Raw genomic sequence first — 14,579 nt, 5'->3', positions numbered from 1 at the left:
CCCCGGGAGCGGCGCCTCCTGCGGGGGAGCGTGGCCCGTTGTCAGTGGCGTGGTGTGCAATGGATCCCGTGCCCGCGCTCGACGAACCACTCAAGAAGACGCTCGGCGGCACCACCGCGAAGGTGATGGCCGAGCACCTCGACCTGCACACGGTCGGTGACCTGCTGCACCACTACCCCCGGCGGTACGCCGAGCGCGGTGAGCTGACCCAGCTCGCCGACATCCCGCTCGACGAGCACGCCACCGTGGTCGCCCAGGTCGCCGACGCCCGGGTCCTGCGGTTCAACAACGGCAAGGGCCAGCGCTTGGAGGTGACCCTCACCGACGGCAGCGGACGGCTCCAGCTGGTCTTCTTCGGCAAGTCGATCTACCACCACCAGAAGGAACTGCTGCCGGGCCGCCGCGGCATGTTCTCCGGCAAGGTCGGCATGTTCCGCAACATCCGCCAGCTCTCCCACCCGGCGTACGAAATGCTCGGCAAGGACAGCGGCGCCGATGCCGTCGAGGCCTGGGCGAACCAGCTGATCCCGCTCTACCCGGCCTGCTCCCAGATGGAGAGCTGGAAGATCGCCAAGACGGTCGACGTGGTCCTCGCCTCGATGGAGGCCACCGACTGGCAGGAGGTCGCCGACCCCCTGCCGCCCGCCCTGCGCCGGGGCCGCGGTCTCACCGACCTGCCCGACGCGTTCCGCAAGGTCCACCGCCCGCGCACGAAGGCGGACATCGCCGAGGCGCGGGACCGCCTCAAGTGGGACGAGGCGTTCGTCCTCCAGGTGGCGCTCGCCCGGCGCCGGTTCGCCGACACCCAGCTCCCGGCCGTCGCCCGCAGGCCCGCCCCCGGCGGCCTGCTCGACGCGTTCGACGCCAAGCTGCCCTTCACCCTCACCGACGGCCAGCAGAAGGTCTCCGAGGAGATCTTCGACGACCTGGCCACCGACCACCCCATGCACCGCCTCCTCCAGGGCGAGGTCGGCAGCGGCAAGACCATGGTCGCGCTGCGCGCCATGCTCGCCGTCGTCGACGCGGGCGGCCAGGCCGCGATGCTCGCGCCCACCGAGGTGCTCGCCCAGCAGCACCACCGGTCGATCACCGAGATGATGGGCGAGCTGGCCGAGGGCGGCATGCTAGGCGGCGCGGAGCAGGGCACCAAGGTCGTACTGCTCACCGGCTCCATGGGCGTGCCCGCCCGCCGCCAGGCCCTTCTCGACCTGGTGACGGGCGAGGCGGGCATCGTCATCGGTACGCACGCGCTGATCGAGGACAAGGTGCAGTTCCACGACCTCGGCCTGGTCGTCGTCGACGAGCAGCACCGCTTCGGCGTCGAGCAGCGCGACGCCCTGCGCTCCAAGGGCAAGCAGCCCCCGCACCTGCTGGTGATGACGGCGACCCCGATCCCGCGCACGGTCGCGATGACCGTCTTCGGGGATCTGGAGACCTCGGTCCTCGACCAGCTTCCGGCCGGCCGCTCGCCCATCGCCACCCACGTCGTCCCCGCCAAGGACAAGCCGCACTTCCTCGCCCGCGCGTGGGAGCGCGTGCGCGAGGAAGTGGAGAACGGACACCAGGCGTACGTCGTCTGCCCCCGCATCGGCGACGGCGACGACGACCCGAAGGCCGCCAGGGCCGCCAAGCAGAAGCAGGCCGAGGAGGACCCCGAGAAGCGGCTGCCGCTCGCGGTCCTGGAGATCGCCGAGCAGATCGCCGCCGGGCCGCTCAAGGGCCTGCGCGTCGAAGTCCTGCACGGACGGATGCAGCCCGACGACAAGGACGCCGTGATGCGCCGCTTCTCCGCGGGCGAGACGGACGTCCTGGTCGCCACCACCGTCATCGAGGTCGGCGTGAACGTCCCCAACGCCACCGCGATGGTGATCATGGACGCGGACCGGTTCGGCGTGTCGCAGCTGCACCAGCTGCGCGGCCGGGTGGGGCGCGGCGCGGCCCCCGGGCTGTGCCTGCTGGTCAGCGAGGCGCACGAGGCGAGCCCGGCCCGCGCCCGCCTCTCCGCGGTGGCCGCCACCCTCGACGGCTTCGAGCTGTCCCGCATCGATCTCGAACAGCGCCGCGAGGGCGACGTACTCGGCCAGGCCCAGTCCGGTGTCAGATCGTCCCTGCGGATGCTCGCCGTCATCGAGGACGAGGAGGTCATCGTGGCGGCCCGCGAGGAGGCCGTCGGGGTCGTCGCCGACGACCCCGAGCTCGAACGGTTCCCCGAGCTGCGCACCGCCCTCGACGCCCTTCTCGACAAGGAGAGGGAGCAGTATCTCGACAAGGGCTGACAATGAGTGGAGCGGTATCACCTCCGCTCATGACCCATCCACCGCACACGACCCTAGGACCCGACACCCATGACCCGCGTGATCGCCGGCACGGCCGGCGGACGCCGCCTGGCCGTCCCGCCGGGCAACGGCACCCGCCCCACATCCGACCGCGCGCGCGAGGGCCTCTTCTCCACCTGGGAGTCGCTGCTCGGCACGCTCGAAGGCACCAGGATCGCCGACCTGTACGCGGGCTCGGGCGCCGTGGGCCTGGAGGCGCTGTCCCGCGGCGCCGTGCACGCCCTGCTCGTCGAGGCCGACAGCAGGGCCGCCCGCACCGTCCGGGACAACGTCCGTACGCTCGGCCTGCCCGGCGCCGAGGTCAGGGCGGGCAAGGCGGAGCAGATCGTCACGGGCCCGGCCCCCGAAACGCCGTACGACGTGGTGTTCCTCGACCCGCCGTACGCCGTCACCGACGACGATCTTCGCGAGATCCTCCTCACACTCCGCGCCCAGGGCTGGCTCACGGACGATGCCGTCGCCACCGTGGAGCGCAGCACAAGAGGCGGCGAATTCAAGTGGCCCAAGGGGTTCGAGCCACTGCGGGCCCGTCGCTACGGCGAGGGGACGCTTTGGTACGGTCGCGCCGCCGCCAGGTGCGAAGACGCACGATGACCGGACCGGAGAGCGAGGGACTTCAGATGCGCCGCGCAGTCTGTCCCGGGTCATTCGACCCGATCACCAATGGACATCTCGACATCATTGCCCGCGCCTCCAAGCTGTACGACGTCGTACACGTCGCGGTGATGATCAACCAGTCGAAGCAGGGACTGTTCACGATCGAGGAACGGATCGGCCTGATCCGTGAGATCACCGCCGAGTTCGGCAACGTCGAGGTCGAGTCCTTCCACGGCCTCCTCGTCGACTTCTGCAAGGAGCGCGACATCCCGGCCATCGTGAAGGGCCTGCGCGCGGTCAGCGACTTCGACTACGAGCTGCAGATGGCCCAGATGAACAACGGCCTCTCGGGCGTCGAGACCCTGTTCGTCCCCACCAACCCCACCTACAGCTTCCTCTCCTCCAGCCTGGTCAAGGAGGTCGCGGCCTGGGGCGGCGACGTCTCCCACCTGGTCCCCCCGAGGGTCCTCGGCGCGCTCACCGAGCGTCTCGCCCGGAAGTGACGATCTGACGGAACGTCACCAGGTGTCGGACGGGGGCCGTCTGCCCGTACAGTCGTCCCGTCCGTCTCCAGCCGGAAGAACAGGTGGCGAGCACACGGTGGACGTGCAGAAGAAGCTCGACGAGATCGTCGAGGCGGTCGGCAGCGCCCGGTCCATGCCCATGTCGGCCTCGTGCGTGGTGAACCGCGCCGATCTCCTGTCGATGCTCGAAGAGGTGCGCCAAGCCCTCCCCGGCTCCCTCGCGCAGGCCCAGGAGCTGATCGGCGACCGCGAGCAGCTGGCCGAGCGGGCCCGCCAGGAGGCCGAGCGGATCATCGAGTCGGCGCACGCCCAGCGCGGTTCGCTGATCTCCGACACCGAGATCGCCCGGCGTTCCCAGGAAGAGGCCGACCGCATCCTCGGCGAGGCCCGCCGCGAGGCGGAGGAGATCCGCGCCGAGGCCGACGAGTACGTCGACTCCAAGCTCGCCAACTTCGAAGTCGTCCTCACCAAGACCCTCGGCTCCGTCGACCGCGGCCGCGAGAAGCTGCTCGGCAGGGGCCCCGGTCTGGACGACCACGGTTACGCCGACGAGGAGGCCCCGGAGCGCAGCCACGACCCGGAGACGCTGAGGCAGCGCGCGGACGAGTACGTCGACACCAAGCTCGGTGCCTTCGAGGCCGTGCTCTCCAAGACCCTCGACGCGGTCGGCCGCGGCCGGCAGAAACTCCACGGACGGGTGGCTTCGGACGAGCTCGGCGCCCACATGGTGGCCCAGGACGAGGCGGGACAGCAGCACAGCAGCGACGCGGACTTCCTCGCCGACCTGGCCGAGCCGCAGCAGGCCGTGCACGCGCCGCAGATCCCCGCGCAGCAGCCGTACGACCCGTATGCGTACCAGCAGCAGCAGCAGCAGCAGCAGCAGCCGCAGGACCCCTACACGTACCAGCAGCCGCAGGACCCGTACGCCGAGCAGCAGCACGATCCGTACGCGTACCAGCAGCCGGACCCCTACGGCTACCCGCAGCAGGGCTACGACCAGGGCTACGGCGGGCAGCCGGAGACGACCGGTCAGCCCCAGCAGCAACAGGCCGCGCTCGACGAGACCAGCCTCTTCGACACCAGCATGATCGACCTCGATCAGCTGCGGCAGTACGAACAGGGGCGGTAGGGCGCCGGGGTCCGGATTGGGCCCTGAGCGAAGCGTCAAGTATCCTGGCTCTTCGGTCGCGCGTATGCCCGCGATCACTGCTGCCCGCTTCGCTTCCGCGACAGCGACATGGTGGCCTCCCACAGCGAACCGAAAGCAGGAAGACCCCTGAACGCCCACCTCGACCACCGCAACCCCCTCGTGTTCGACACGCACGAGCTGGGCCGGCGTCCCGGTGCGCTCCAGCGGCTGACCCGCTCGGTGGGCGCCCCCAAGGACCTCGGTCTCGACGGGGTCATCGGAGTGCCCGAGGGCGCACCGGTGGATCTCAGGCTCCGCCTCGAATCCGTCATGGAAGGGGTGCTTGTCACAGGCACCGCCCGTGCGACGGCCAAGGGGGAGTGCGTAAGGTGTCTGGAGCCGCTGGAGCTCGACGTTGCAGCGGACTTCCAGGAGATGTTCTCGTACCCTGCCGCCGATGACCGGGGCCGCGCCAAAGCGGAACCGGCCGACGACGACGAGGACGACGAGGACACGCTCTACCTCGAGGACGGTCTGTTCGACCTCGAGTCCGTGCTGCGTGATGCGGTGGTGCTTGCACTGCCGATGCAGCCGGTGTGTCGGGAGGACTGCCCCGGCCTGTGCCCGCAGTGCGGGATCAGGCTGGAAGAGGACCCCGATCACAACCATGACGCCGTCGACATCCGTTGGGCGGCACTGCAAGGACTCGCCGGGACCATCCAGGACGGCGAGAAGGACAACACTGGCGACGCCGCCGAGTCGGGCGTCGACGAGAAGCAGGAGAAGTAGCCGTGGCTGTTCCGAAGCGGAAGATGTCGCGCAGCAACACGCGCCACCGCCGGTCGCAGTGGAAGGCTGCGGTCCCCACCCTGGTTTCGTGTGAGCGTTGCCAGGAGCCGAAGCTGCAGCACATCGCGTGCCCGAGCTGCGGCACGTACAACAAGCGCCAGGTCCTCGAGGTCTGAGCGGCTGGTGAGAGGCACGATGTCTGACGCCAAGGCGGACAACGCCAAGAAGCCGGCGGAGAACACGGCCTCGTCCCACACGCTTCTGGAAGGGCGGCTCGGGTATCAGCTCGAGTCCGCCCTTCTGGTGCGTGCGCTGACCCATCGTTCGTACGCGTACGAGAACGGCGGCCTGCCCACCAACGAGCGTCTGGAGTTCCTCGGGGACTCCGTGCTCGGTCTGGTGGTCACGGACACGCTGTACCGGACCCACCCCGATCTGCCGGAAGGCCAGCTGGCCAAACTGCGGGCCGCGGTGGTCAATTCTCGTGCACTCGCGGAGGTGGGCCGCGGCCTCGAACTCGGCTCCTTCATCCGGCTCGGCCGGGGCGAAGAGGGCACGGGCGGCAGGGACAAGGCATCCATCCTGGCCGACACCCTCGAAGCGGTGATCGGTGCGGTCTACCTCGACCAGGGTCTCGAAGCCGCATCGGAACTGGTGCACCGGCTCTTCGATCCGCTGATCGAGAAGTCTTCGAGCCTCGGTGCGGGCCTGGACTGGAAGACCAGTCTCCAGGAACTCACCGCGAGCGAGGGCCTCGGCGTACCCGAGTACCTCGTCTCGGAGACCGGACCCGACCACGAGAAGACCTTCACTGCTGCTGCCCGCGTCGGTGGTGTCTCGTACGGCACCGGCACCGGCCGCAGCAAGAAGGAAGCGGAACAGCAGGCGGCGGAGTCCGCGTGGCGCGCCATACGCGCGGCTGCGGACGAGCGCGAGGCGGGGGTCGCGGCCACTGCCGAGCCGACGCCCGTGACGGCCACGGCCGACGACGCGACCACGCCGTCGGCTCCGGCCACTGCCTGAGTCACGCAAGCACTGCCCGCTGTGCCCCCTGCCGGATTCCGGCAGGGGGCACAGCGGTATGCTGCATCCGTGCCTGAGCTGCCCGAAGTCGAAGTCGTCCGGCGTGGGCTGGAGCGCTGGGTCACCGGCCGTACCGTCTCCGAAGTGCAGGTGCTGCACCCCCGGTCCGTACGCCGCCACCTCGCGGGCGGTGAGGATTTCGCCGTACGCCTCAAGGGGCACCGCATCGGGGCCGCCCGCCGCCGCGGCAAGTACCTGTGGCTGCCGCTCGAAGACACCGACGCCTCCGTCCTCGGCCACCTCGGGATGAGCGGCCAGCTGCTCGTGCAGCCCGAGTCCGCCCCCGACGAGAAGCACCTGCGCATCCGCGTCCGCTTCGACGACGTGCTCGGTACGGAGCTGCGCTTCGTCGACCAGCGCACCTTCGGCGGGCTCTCGCTGCACGACGATTCCCCGGACGGCCTTCCCGACGTCATCGCGCACATCGCGCGCGACCCCCTGGACCCGCTCTTCGACGACGACGCGTTCTACGCGGCACTGCGCCTGCGCCGTACGACCGTCAAGCGCGCCCTGCTCGACCAGTCGCTGATCAGCGGCGTCGGCAACATCTACGCGGACGAGGCGCTGTGGCGCGCGCGGCTGCACTACGAGCGCCCCACCGCGACCCTCACGCGCCCCCGCGTGACCGAGCTCCTCGGTCACGCCCGGGACGTCATGAACGCCGCGCTCGCCGTCGGCGGCACCAGCTTCGACAGCCTCTACGTCAATGTGAACGGCGAGTCGGGCTACTTCGAGCGGTCCCTGGACGCCTACGGGCGTGAGGACGAGCCCTGCCGTCGCTGCGGTACGGCGATGCGCCGGCGTCCCTGGATGAACCGCTCCAGCTACTTCTGCCCGCGCTGTCAGCGCCCGCCCGTCTCCCGCCGCCCTCGGTAGAGCGCTGCGCGCGCCCCTCGGCCGCCGCACGTCTCGTCGTAACGCGACCGCGCCGTCAGTACCTCCGGCATGCGCCCCTCCACCAGCTCGATGAGGGCGAGCAGCCGTTCTCCGATCTCCTGCCCCAGCGGCGTCAGCTCGTAGTCCACGCGCGGCGGGTTGGTTGGCTGCGCCTGCCTGCTGACGAGGCCGTCGCGCTCCAGCGCGTGCAGCGTCTGGGACAGCATCTTCTCGCTCACCCCGTCGATCCGGCGGCGCAGCTCGTTGAAGCGCAGAGTGCCGCCCTCCCGCAGGGCGCCGACGGTCAGGCTGCCCCAGCGTCCCGTCACGTCCTCCAGCGTGCCGCGCGACGGGCAGAGGCGGGAGAACACGTCGAACGCGAAGTCGCCGCAGGTCTGCTGCGCTGCGCTGTCCACGACGCCGGCATACTTCGAGATGGCGCTAACTTTTAGGTTGCGCTAACTGAAAGTCAGTGCTTTCCTTCTGGTGTCAGCCGTTGAGTAGAAGCCCCGACGAGGAGACCGTCACCGTGACCACCCCCGCTGTTCCGCCCGTCGTCTCGATTGCCTACCACTCCGGCTACGGCCACACGGCCGTCGTCGCCGAGGCCGTCCGGGACGGTGCCGCCGACGCCGGCGCCGCCGTCCACCTGATCAACGTCGACGGGATCACCGACGACCAGTGGGAACTGCTCGACGCCTCCGACGCGATCGTCTTCGGCTCCCCCACCTACATGGGGACCGCCTCCGGCGCCTTCCACCGGTTCGCCGAGGAGACCTCCAAGCGCTGGTTCACCGGGGCCTGGCAGGACAAGCTCGCCGCGGGCTTCACCAATTCCGGCTCGAAGAGCGGCGACAAGCTGCACACGCTCCAGTTCTTCCAGACGCTCGCCGCCCAGCACGCCATGCACTGGGTGAATCTCGGTCTCAAGCCCGGCTGGAACTCCACCGAGGGTTCCGAGAACGACCTCAACCGCCTCGGCTTCTTCTCCGGCGCCGGCGCCCAGACCAATTCCGACGAGGGTCCGGAGGGCGTACACAAGGCGGACATCGCCACCGCCGAGCACCTCGGGCGCCGTGTCGCGCAAACCGCCAAGGTCTTCACGTCGGGCCGGGAAGCCGTCACTGTCTGACCTCCCACGTCTGCACCGATACACGAAAGCGAAGGCCCCCGTCACCATGGGCGGGGGCCTTCGTGCTGTGTGCGTACCGGGTACGAAGCGGGATCAGAAGCCGAAGTTCTGAGTCCACCAGGGGCCGCCGGGGCCCATGTGAACGCCGACGCCCAGCGTCTTGAAGTTGCAGTTGAGTATGTTCGCCCGGTGGCCTTCGCTGTTCATCCAGGAGTCCATCACCGACTCGGCGTCGGTCTGGCCACGCGCGATGTTCTCGCCGCCCAGGCCGTCGATGCCCGCCTTCTCGGCGCGGTCCCAGGGGGTCGCCCCGTCCGGGTCGGTGTGGTCGAAGAAGCCGCGGGCGGCCATGTCCTGGCTGAAGTCCTCGGCGAGCAGGGCCAGCGAGGCGTCGGCCCGGACCGGGGAGCAGCCGGCCTTCGCCCGTTCCTGGTTCACCAGGGCCAGGACGGTGGCCTCGGCGGTGGCTTCGGAGCCGGAGCCGGAGCCGGTGGTGTTGCCGTTCCCGTCGCCCTTCCCGTTCTCCGGGGCCTTCACCGCGGGGGCGGGAGTGCTGCGCTCGGGCTTCGGGCTCTTCCCCGACCCGGCGGGCTTGCCGGCGTCGGTGCGGCTGTCCGTGGCCGTCTGCCGTTCGGAAGGCTTCGCGGACGGCTTGGCCGGCGGCTTGGTGGAGGGCTTCACGGTTTTCGTGGGCTGGGTGGGCTTCGGAGAGGGGGACTTCGACGGCGCGTGCGCACGCCCGTCGCCGCCGGGAGCGGGCGTCGTCACCGTGTCCGTGGGTTCTCCCGTGCTGCCGCCCTGCGACTCGAGCCCGGCCGGACCCTCGGTGCGTACCCGGTCGCCCGCACTGTCACCGCTGATGGAGTAGCTGTCCCCACCGGGCAGCACCCCGGAGGTGACCGCCACGGCGCCCAGGGCCACGGCGGCGGAGACGCCGAGCAGCCCGGTGCGTACGGGAGCGGCCCGCTTCCTCCGGCGGCGCGCGCCGGCCTGGTGCCGGCCTGCCGGGTCGTCCGCGTGCTCTGCTGCGACGGGTCCGGCGGCGGAGCGACGATGGCGTCCCATCTGCTGTGCCTTCCTCATGCTTGCTCGACGTGGTCCACGTCAATGCGATTCACCCGAAAGAGTGAGGCTTATTTCGTCGGGACTGTACGCCATGACGGGTGGGGGTGAAGTGCCTCCTGAGCTATTGGCCGGTTAGCGTGCAGTCATGAACGAAGACGTACGGCTCACCGCTTGGGTGCGCGGTCGAGTGCAGGGAGTGGGCTTCCGCTGGTTCACCAGGGAAAATGCTCTGGAAATCGGAAGGCTCACCGGCTTCGCCCTCAATCTGGACGACGGCCGGGTGCAGGTGGTCGCCGAGGGGCCGCGTGAGAATTGCCACCGTCTGCTGGAGTGGCTGCGCTCCGCCGACACTCCCGGGCGCGTTGACGGAGTGACTGAGATCTGGGGCACACCGCGTGGCGGCTATACGGGCTTCGCGGTCCGCTGACCGGATCCCGGCGTACGGGCTCGCCGGCGCATTCCGGAGATGCCCATGTCAGGGGCCTGGAGCAGAAACGGCCTGGTGGTTGCCAAGAAACGCTTGCCGTGGAAAGCTGCCGAGGTAAGGACGATCTCCACGCCCTCAGGGCCCCGCAGCAGAGGCGACGCCGCGCATTCGCGGCCGCGCCCCCGGGTCGCCCGTCGATACGGGGCGTGATCGTGTTGACCGTCAAACTTTTTGGTGAGACTCTGGAAGCCCCGCGCACCTTAGCTGTTTGGCATTGAGAACAACAGAGATGACAAGCACCGCGGGTGCGATTCCCTCACGACCCACCACCGCTTCGGTCGGTCACTCAGTGTGGAGGCCCATCCATCATGGCAAAGGCGCTTCTCGGTTACGTCGGCGGCTCCGACCCGCGACTCCTCGCCGAGATGCGACGGCTTCAGCAGCGCGTTCAGGATCTTGAGTCCGAGCTCAACCGGATTCAGTCCGAGAACGACGAGCTGAGCGCCGCCGCTCACCACCGCGGAGATTCGCTGCTCGACAGCATCGACATCGACGTACCCCAGGCGGAGCCTGCGCTCACCTGATCGGGTTCGTGGAAGAAGAACCCGTCAGGCTGTCCGTATCAGCCGCTTGAGATCTGCTCAAGATCTATCCAGCAAGACATTGCAAGGGACGCTTCGGCGTCCCTTCTTTCTTTCCGCCGTCCGGCGCCGGGCCTCCCCTTACCGTCTGATGTGCCCTGCGCGTTCATGAGTGAAACCGCCGGTGAAAGGTAGAGTGCGGCGGTGCATCTCAAGGCCATGACTCTCCGCGGTTTCAAATCCTTCGCATCGGCCACAACACTTCGGTTCGAACCAGGCATCACCTGCGTCGTGGGACCCAATGGTTCGGGCAAGTCCAACGTGGTGGACGCGTTGTCCTGGGTGATGGGGGAGCAGGGAGCGAAGTCGCTACGCGGCGGCAAGATGGAGGACGTCATCTTCGCCGGGACGACCGGGCGGCTGCCGCTCGGCCGTGCCGAGGTCTCGCTGACCATCGACAACTCCGACGGCGCGCTGCCCATCGACTACGCCGAAGTGACCATTACGCGGATCATGTTCCGCAACGGCGGCAGCGAATATCAGATCAATGGCGATACGTGCCGACTGCTCGATATCCAGGAGTTGCTCTCCGACTCCGGTATCGGGCGGGAGATGCATGTGATCGTCGGGCAGGGCCGGCTCGACTCCGTACTGCATGCCGATCCGATGGGGCGCAGGGCTTTCATCGAGGAGGCCGCGGGTGTTCTCAAGCACCGCAAGCGGAAAGAGAAGGCGCTGCGCAAGCTGGACGCGATGCAGGCGAATCTCTCGCGCATACAGGATCTGACCGATGAGCTGCGGCGGCAGCTCAAGCCGCTGGGGCGGCAGGCCGCGGTGGCGCGGCGGGCCGCCGTCATCCAGGCGGACCTGCGCGACTCCCGGCTGCGGCTGCTCGCCGACGACCTGGTGAAGCTGCGCGACGCACTGCGCACGGAGCTCGCCGACGAGGCGGCGCTCAAGGAGCGCAAGGATGTGGCCCAGGCACAGCTGGAGGCCGCGCTGGCGCGCGAGGCCGAGCTGGAGGAGGAGGTGCGCCGCCTCGCGCCGCGACTGCAGCGGGCGCAGCAGAGCTGGTACGAACTGTCGCAGCTGGCCGAGCGGGTGCGTGGCACGGTCTCGCTCGCCGAAGCCCGGGTGAAGAGCGCTACGGCCGCTCCGGAGGAGGAACGGCGCGGCCGGGGATTCAGGGATCCCGAAAGCATGGAGCGCGAGGCCGCCAGGATCCGCGAGCAGGAGGCGGAGCTGGAAGCCGCGCTGGAGGCGGCGCAGCGGGCGCTGGACGAAACGGTCGAGCACCGGGCCGGACTCGAACAGGAGTTGGCCGCCGAGGAGCGCAGGCTCAAGGACGCCGCCCGTGCCATCGCCGACCGGCGCGAGGGCCTCGCCCGGCTGAGCGGCCAGGTCGACGCGGCCCGCAGCCGGGCCGGTTCGGCCCAGGCCGAGATCGACCGCCTGGCCGCCGCGCACGAGGGCGCCCAGCAGCGGGCCGCCGCCGCGCAGGAGGAGTACGAACAGCTCAGGGCCGAGGTGGAGCAGCTGGACGCGGGCGACGCCGACCTGACGGAGCAGTACGAAGCGGCCCGGCGGGAGCTCGCCGGGGCGGAGGCCGCGCTCACAACCGCCCGGGAGGCGGCCACCTCCAGCGAGCGCCGGCGGGCCGCGGCATCCGCCCGGCACGACGCGCTCGCCCTGGGGCTGCGGCGCAAGGACGGCACGGGCGCGCTGCTCGGAGCGCGGCCCCGGCCGGCCGGTCTGCTGGGCCCGGCGGCGGAGCTCCTCACGGTGGCCCCGGGCTTCGGGATCCCCGTCGCGGCGGCGCTCGGCGCCGCCGCGGACGCGATCGCGGTGACCGACCCGGCCACGGCCGCCGACGCGATCCGGCTCCTGCGCAAGCAGGACGCGGGCCGGGTGGTCCTCCTGCCGGGCAGTACCTCACCGCAGCCGGGCGCAGGTGTCCCCGCCCAGGCCATGGCGCCCGCCCGGGCCGGGACGGACGACGGCCCCGGGGACGTACCCGGGCAGGGAGACGCGTCCGCGCGGGCGGACCACGGCCCCCGGCCGGGCCGTCCCGAAGACGCCCCCGGCGCACCGGCCGCGGAAGGTGCGGTGGCGGTCGCGCCCCGTCGTGCGGCCGGGCGGACGCGGGCCGTCGCCGACCTCGTGCGGGGGCCCGCGGAGCTGATGCCCGCCGTGCGGCGGCTCGTACGGGACATGGTCGTCGTCGGGACGCTGGAGGACGCCGAGGATCTGGTCGCCGAACACCCCGGGCTGATCGCTGTGACCGCCGAGGGCGATGTCCTCGGGGCGTACTTCGCGCAGGGCGGGTCGGCCGGGGCGCCGAGTCTGCTGGAGGTGCAGGCATCCGTCGACGAGGCCGCCGCCGAGCTGGCGGAGCTGGCCGTGCGGTGCGAGGAGCTGGCCGGGGCGCAGCACCGCGCAGGGGAGCGGCGGGACGCGGCTGCCGCGCTCGTGGAGGAGCTGACGGAGCGGCGCCGGGCCGCCGACCGGGAGAAGTCCGGGGTCGCGCAGCGGCTCGGGCGGCTCGCCGGGCAGGCACGCGGCGCGGCGGACGAGGCCGAGCGGTCGGCCGCTGCCGCCGCCGGGGCCCGCGACGCGCTGGAGCGCGCCACCGAGGAGGCGCAGGAGCTGGCGGAACGGCTGCTGGTGGCCGAGGAGTCCTCTCCCTTCGGCGACGAGGGGGAGGACGGGCCGGACACTTCCGTACGGGACCGGCTGGCCGCCGACGGGGCCGAGGCCCGCCGGACGGAGATGGAGGCCAGGCTCCAGGTCCGTACGCACGAGGAGCGGGTGAAGGGCCTCGCCGGACGGGCGGACGCACTCGACCGGGGGGCGCGCGCCGAGCGCGAGGAGCGGGCGCGCGCCGAGCAGCGGCGCGCGCGGCTGCGGCACGAGGCACAGGTGGCGGGGGCCGTCGCGTCGGGAGCGCGTCAGCTGCTGGCCCACGTCGAGGTCTCGCTCGTACGGGCCGGTGAGGAGCGCGGCGCGGCCGAAGCGGCCAAGGCGGAGCGCGAGCGCGAACTCGTGGCGGAGCGCGACCGCGGCCGGGACCTGAAGGGCGAGCTCGACAAACTGACTGATTCGGTTCACCGCGGTGAGGTACTCGGCGCGGAGAAGCGGCTGCGCATCGAGCAGCTGGAGGCCAGGGCGCTGGAGGAACTGGGCGTGGAACCGGTGGCACTGGTGGCGGAGTACGGGCCCGACCGGCCCGTGCCGCCGTCACCGCCGGCCGAGGGCGGGGAGGTGCCGGAGGACCCGGAGGACCGCCGCAACCAGCCGCGGCCGTTCGTGCGCGCGGAGCAGGAGAAGCGCCTCAAGGCGGCCGAACGGGCGTACCAGCAGCTCGGAAAGGTGAATCCGCTCGCCCTGGAGGAGTTCGCGGCGCTGGAGGAGCGTCACAAGTTCCTCTCCGAACAGCTTGAAGACCTGAAGAAGACGCGCACCGATCTGATGCGGGTGATCAAAGAGGTCGACGAGCGCGTCGAGCAGGTCTTCAGCGAGGCGTTCCGGGACACCGCGAGGGAGTTCGAGGGGGTCTTCGCGCGGCTCTTCCCGGGCGGCGAGGGCCGGCTGATCCTGACGGATCCCGACAACATGCTCACCACGGGGGTCGAGGTCGAGGCCAGGCCGCCGGGCAAGAAGGTGAAGCGGCTCTCGCTGCTCTCCGGCGGAGAGCGGTCGCTGACCGCGGTGGCCATCCTGGTGTCGATCTTCAAGGCCAGACCGAGTCCGTTCTATGTGCTGGACGAGGTCGAGGCCGCGCTCGACGACACCAATCTCCAGCGGCTGATCGGGATCATGGAAGAGCTCCGGGAGAGTTCCCAGCTGATCGTGATCACTCATCAGAAGCGGACGATGGAAGTGGCCGACGCGCTGTACGGCGTCTCCATGCAGGGGGACGGCGTCTCCAAGGTCATTAGCCAGCGTCTTCGCTGACAGCCCTCATTAGTCTTCAAAACTTGAACACAGGCCACCACGTCGTGGTCACGAAATTCACTAGCTCTTCCTCTTGACTTCGAAAC

14 protein-coding genes are annotated in these 14,579 nt (G+C 70.4%); 12 read left to right on the top strand and 2 right to left on the bottom strand.

Features of this window, described 5'->3' with window-relative positions; translation table 11 throughout:
* Positions 1–59: 59 nt before the first annotated feature.
* The 8 genes from recG (at position 60) to mutM (ending at position 7,334) form a co-directional block, all read left to right on the top strand.
* Positions 60–2,276: an ATP-dependent DNA helicase RecG gene (gene recG / locus BN1555_RS08645; RefSeq protein ID WP_093798829.1), complete on the top strand. Its 2,217-nt coding sequence runs from the start codon at positions 60–62 to the stop codon at positions 2,274–2,276.
* Between the two features lie 69 nt (positions 2,277–2,345).
* The gene (gene rsmD / locus BN1555_RS08640; RefSeq protein ID WP_093798828.1) at positions 2,346–2,930 is read left to right on the top strand and encodes a 16S rRNA (guanine(966)-N(2))-methyltransferase RsmD; all 585 of its coding nucleotides are present in this window, start codon (positions 2,346–2,348) and stop codon (positions 2,928–2,930) included.
* A 26-nt stretch (positions 2,931–2,956) separates the two neighbouring features.
* Entirely contained in the window at positions 2,957–3,436 is a 480-nt protein-coding gene (coaD, locus tag BN1555_RS08635; protein WP_255305942.1) for a pantetheine-phosphate adenylyltransferase, read from the top strand.
* Between the two features lie 97 nt (positions 3,437–3,533).
* The gene (locus BN1555_RS08630; protein ID WP_093798826.1) at positions 3,534–4,586 is read left to right on the top strand and encodes a F0F1 ATP synthase subunit B; all 1,053 of its coding nucleotides are present in this window, start codon (positions 3,534–3,536) and stop codon (positions 4,584–4,586) included.
* A gap of 108 nt (positions 4,587–4,694) precedes the next feature.
* On the top strand, positions 4,695–5,375 hold the full coding sequence (locus BN1555_RS08625; RefSeq protein WP_093798825.1) for a YceD family protein: 681 nt from the start codon (positions 4,695–4,697) through the stop codon (positions 5,373–5,375).
* A gap of 2 nt (positions 5,376–5,377) precedes the next feature.
* A complete protein-coding gene (rpmF, locus tag BN1555_RS08620; RefSeq protein ID WP_003965982.1) occupies positions 5,378–5,551 on the top strand; it encodes a 50S ribosomal protein L32 in 174 nt (57 codons plus the stop codon).
* A 7-nt stretch (positions 5,552–5,558) separates the two neighbouring features.
* A complete protein-coding gene (rnc, locus tag BN1555_RS08615; protein ID WP_176709995.1) occupies positions 5,559–6,398 on the top strand; it encodes a ribonuclease III in 840 nt (279 codons plus the stop codon).
* Positions 6,399–6,467: 69 nt separating this feature from the next.
* The gene (mutM, locus tag BN1555_RS08610; protein WP_093798823.1) at positions 6,468–7,334 is read left to right on the top strand and encodes a bifunctional DNA-formamidopyrimidine glycosylase/DNA-(apurinic or apyrimidinic site) lyase; all 867 of its coding nucleotides are present in this window, start codon (positions 6,468–6,470) and stop codon (positions 7,332–7,334) included.
* Here mutM and BN1555_RS08605 read toward each other — a convergent pair.
* Positions 7,301–7,750: a winged helix-turn-helix transcriptional regulator gene (locus BN1555_RS08605; RefSeq protein WP_093798822.1), complete on the bottom strand. Its 450-nt coding sequence runs from the start codon at positions 7,748–7,750 to the stop codon at positions 7,301–7,303. The genes mutM and BN1555_RS08605 overlap by 34 nt on opposite strands.
* A gap of 113 nt (positions 7,751–7,863) precedes the next feature.
* On the opposite strand from BN1555_RS08605, the gene BN1555_RS08600 reads away from it, so the two are divergent.
* Positions 7,864–8,466: a flavodoxin family protein gene (locus BN1555_RS08600; RefSeq protein ID WP_093798821.1), complete on the top strand. Its 603-nt coding sequence runs from the start codon at positions 7,864–7,866 to the stop codon at positions 8,464–8,466.
* 93 nt (positions 8,467–8,559) lie between these two features.
* Here BN1555_RS08600 and BN1555_RS08595 read toward each other — a convergent pair whose 3' ends face one another.
* Positions 8,560–9,531 (bottom strand): CAP domain-containing protein, encoded by a 972-nt coding sequence (locus BN1555_RS08595; RefSeq protein ID WP_093798820.1) that lies wholly within the window; start codon positions 9,529–9,531, stop codon positions 8,560–8,562.
* Between the two features lie 145 nt (positions 9,532–9,676).
* Between BN1555_RS08595 and BN1555_RS08590 the strand changes: the two genes are divergently transcribed.
* The 3 genes from BN1555_RS08590 (at position 9,677) to BN1555_RS08575 (ending at position 14,493) form a co-directional block, all read left to right on the top strand.
* Positions 9,677–9,958 carry an acylphosphatase gene (locus BN1555_RS08590; protein WP_093798819.1) on the top strand — a complete coding sequence of 94 codons (282 nt, stop codon included), beginning with the start codon at positions 9,677–9,679 and terminating at the stop codon, positions 9,956–9,958.
* A gap of 368 nt (positions 9,959–10,326) precedes the next feature.
* Positions 10,327–10,542: a hypothetical protein gene (locus tag BN1555_RS08580; protein WP_093798817.1), complete on the top strand. Its 216-nt coding sequence runs from the start codon at positions 10,327–10,329 to the stop codon at positions 10,540–10,542.
* Between the two features lie 201 nt (positions 10,543–10,743).
* Complete coding sequence (locus BN1555_RS08575) at positions 10,744–14,493, top strand: AAA family ATPase (RefSeq protein ID WP_093798816.1); 3,750 nt, start codon at positions 10,744–10,746, stop codon at positions 14,491–14,493.
* The last annotated feature ends 86 nt before the right edge of the window (positions 14,494–14,579 follow it).

The sequence above is a fragment of the Streptomyces sp. Wb2n-11 genome (assembly GCF_001049855.1).
GTDB classification, from domain to species: Bacteria; Actinomycetota; Actinomycetes; order Streptomycetales; family Streptomycetaceae; genus Streptomyces; species Streptomyces altiplanensis.
The sequence above is the reverse complement of the archived record's forward strand: the minus strand, read 5'-3'. Positions and strand labels throughout refer to the sequence as shown.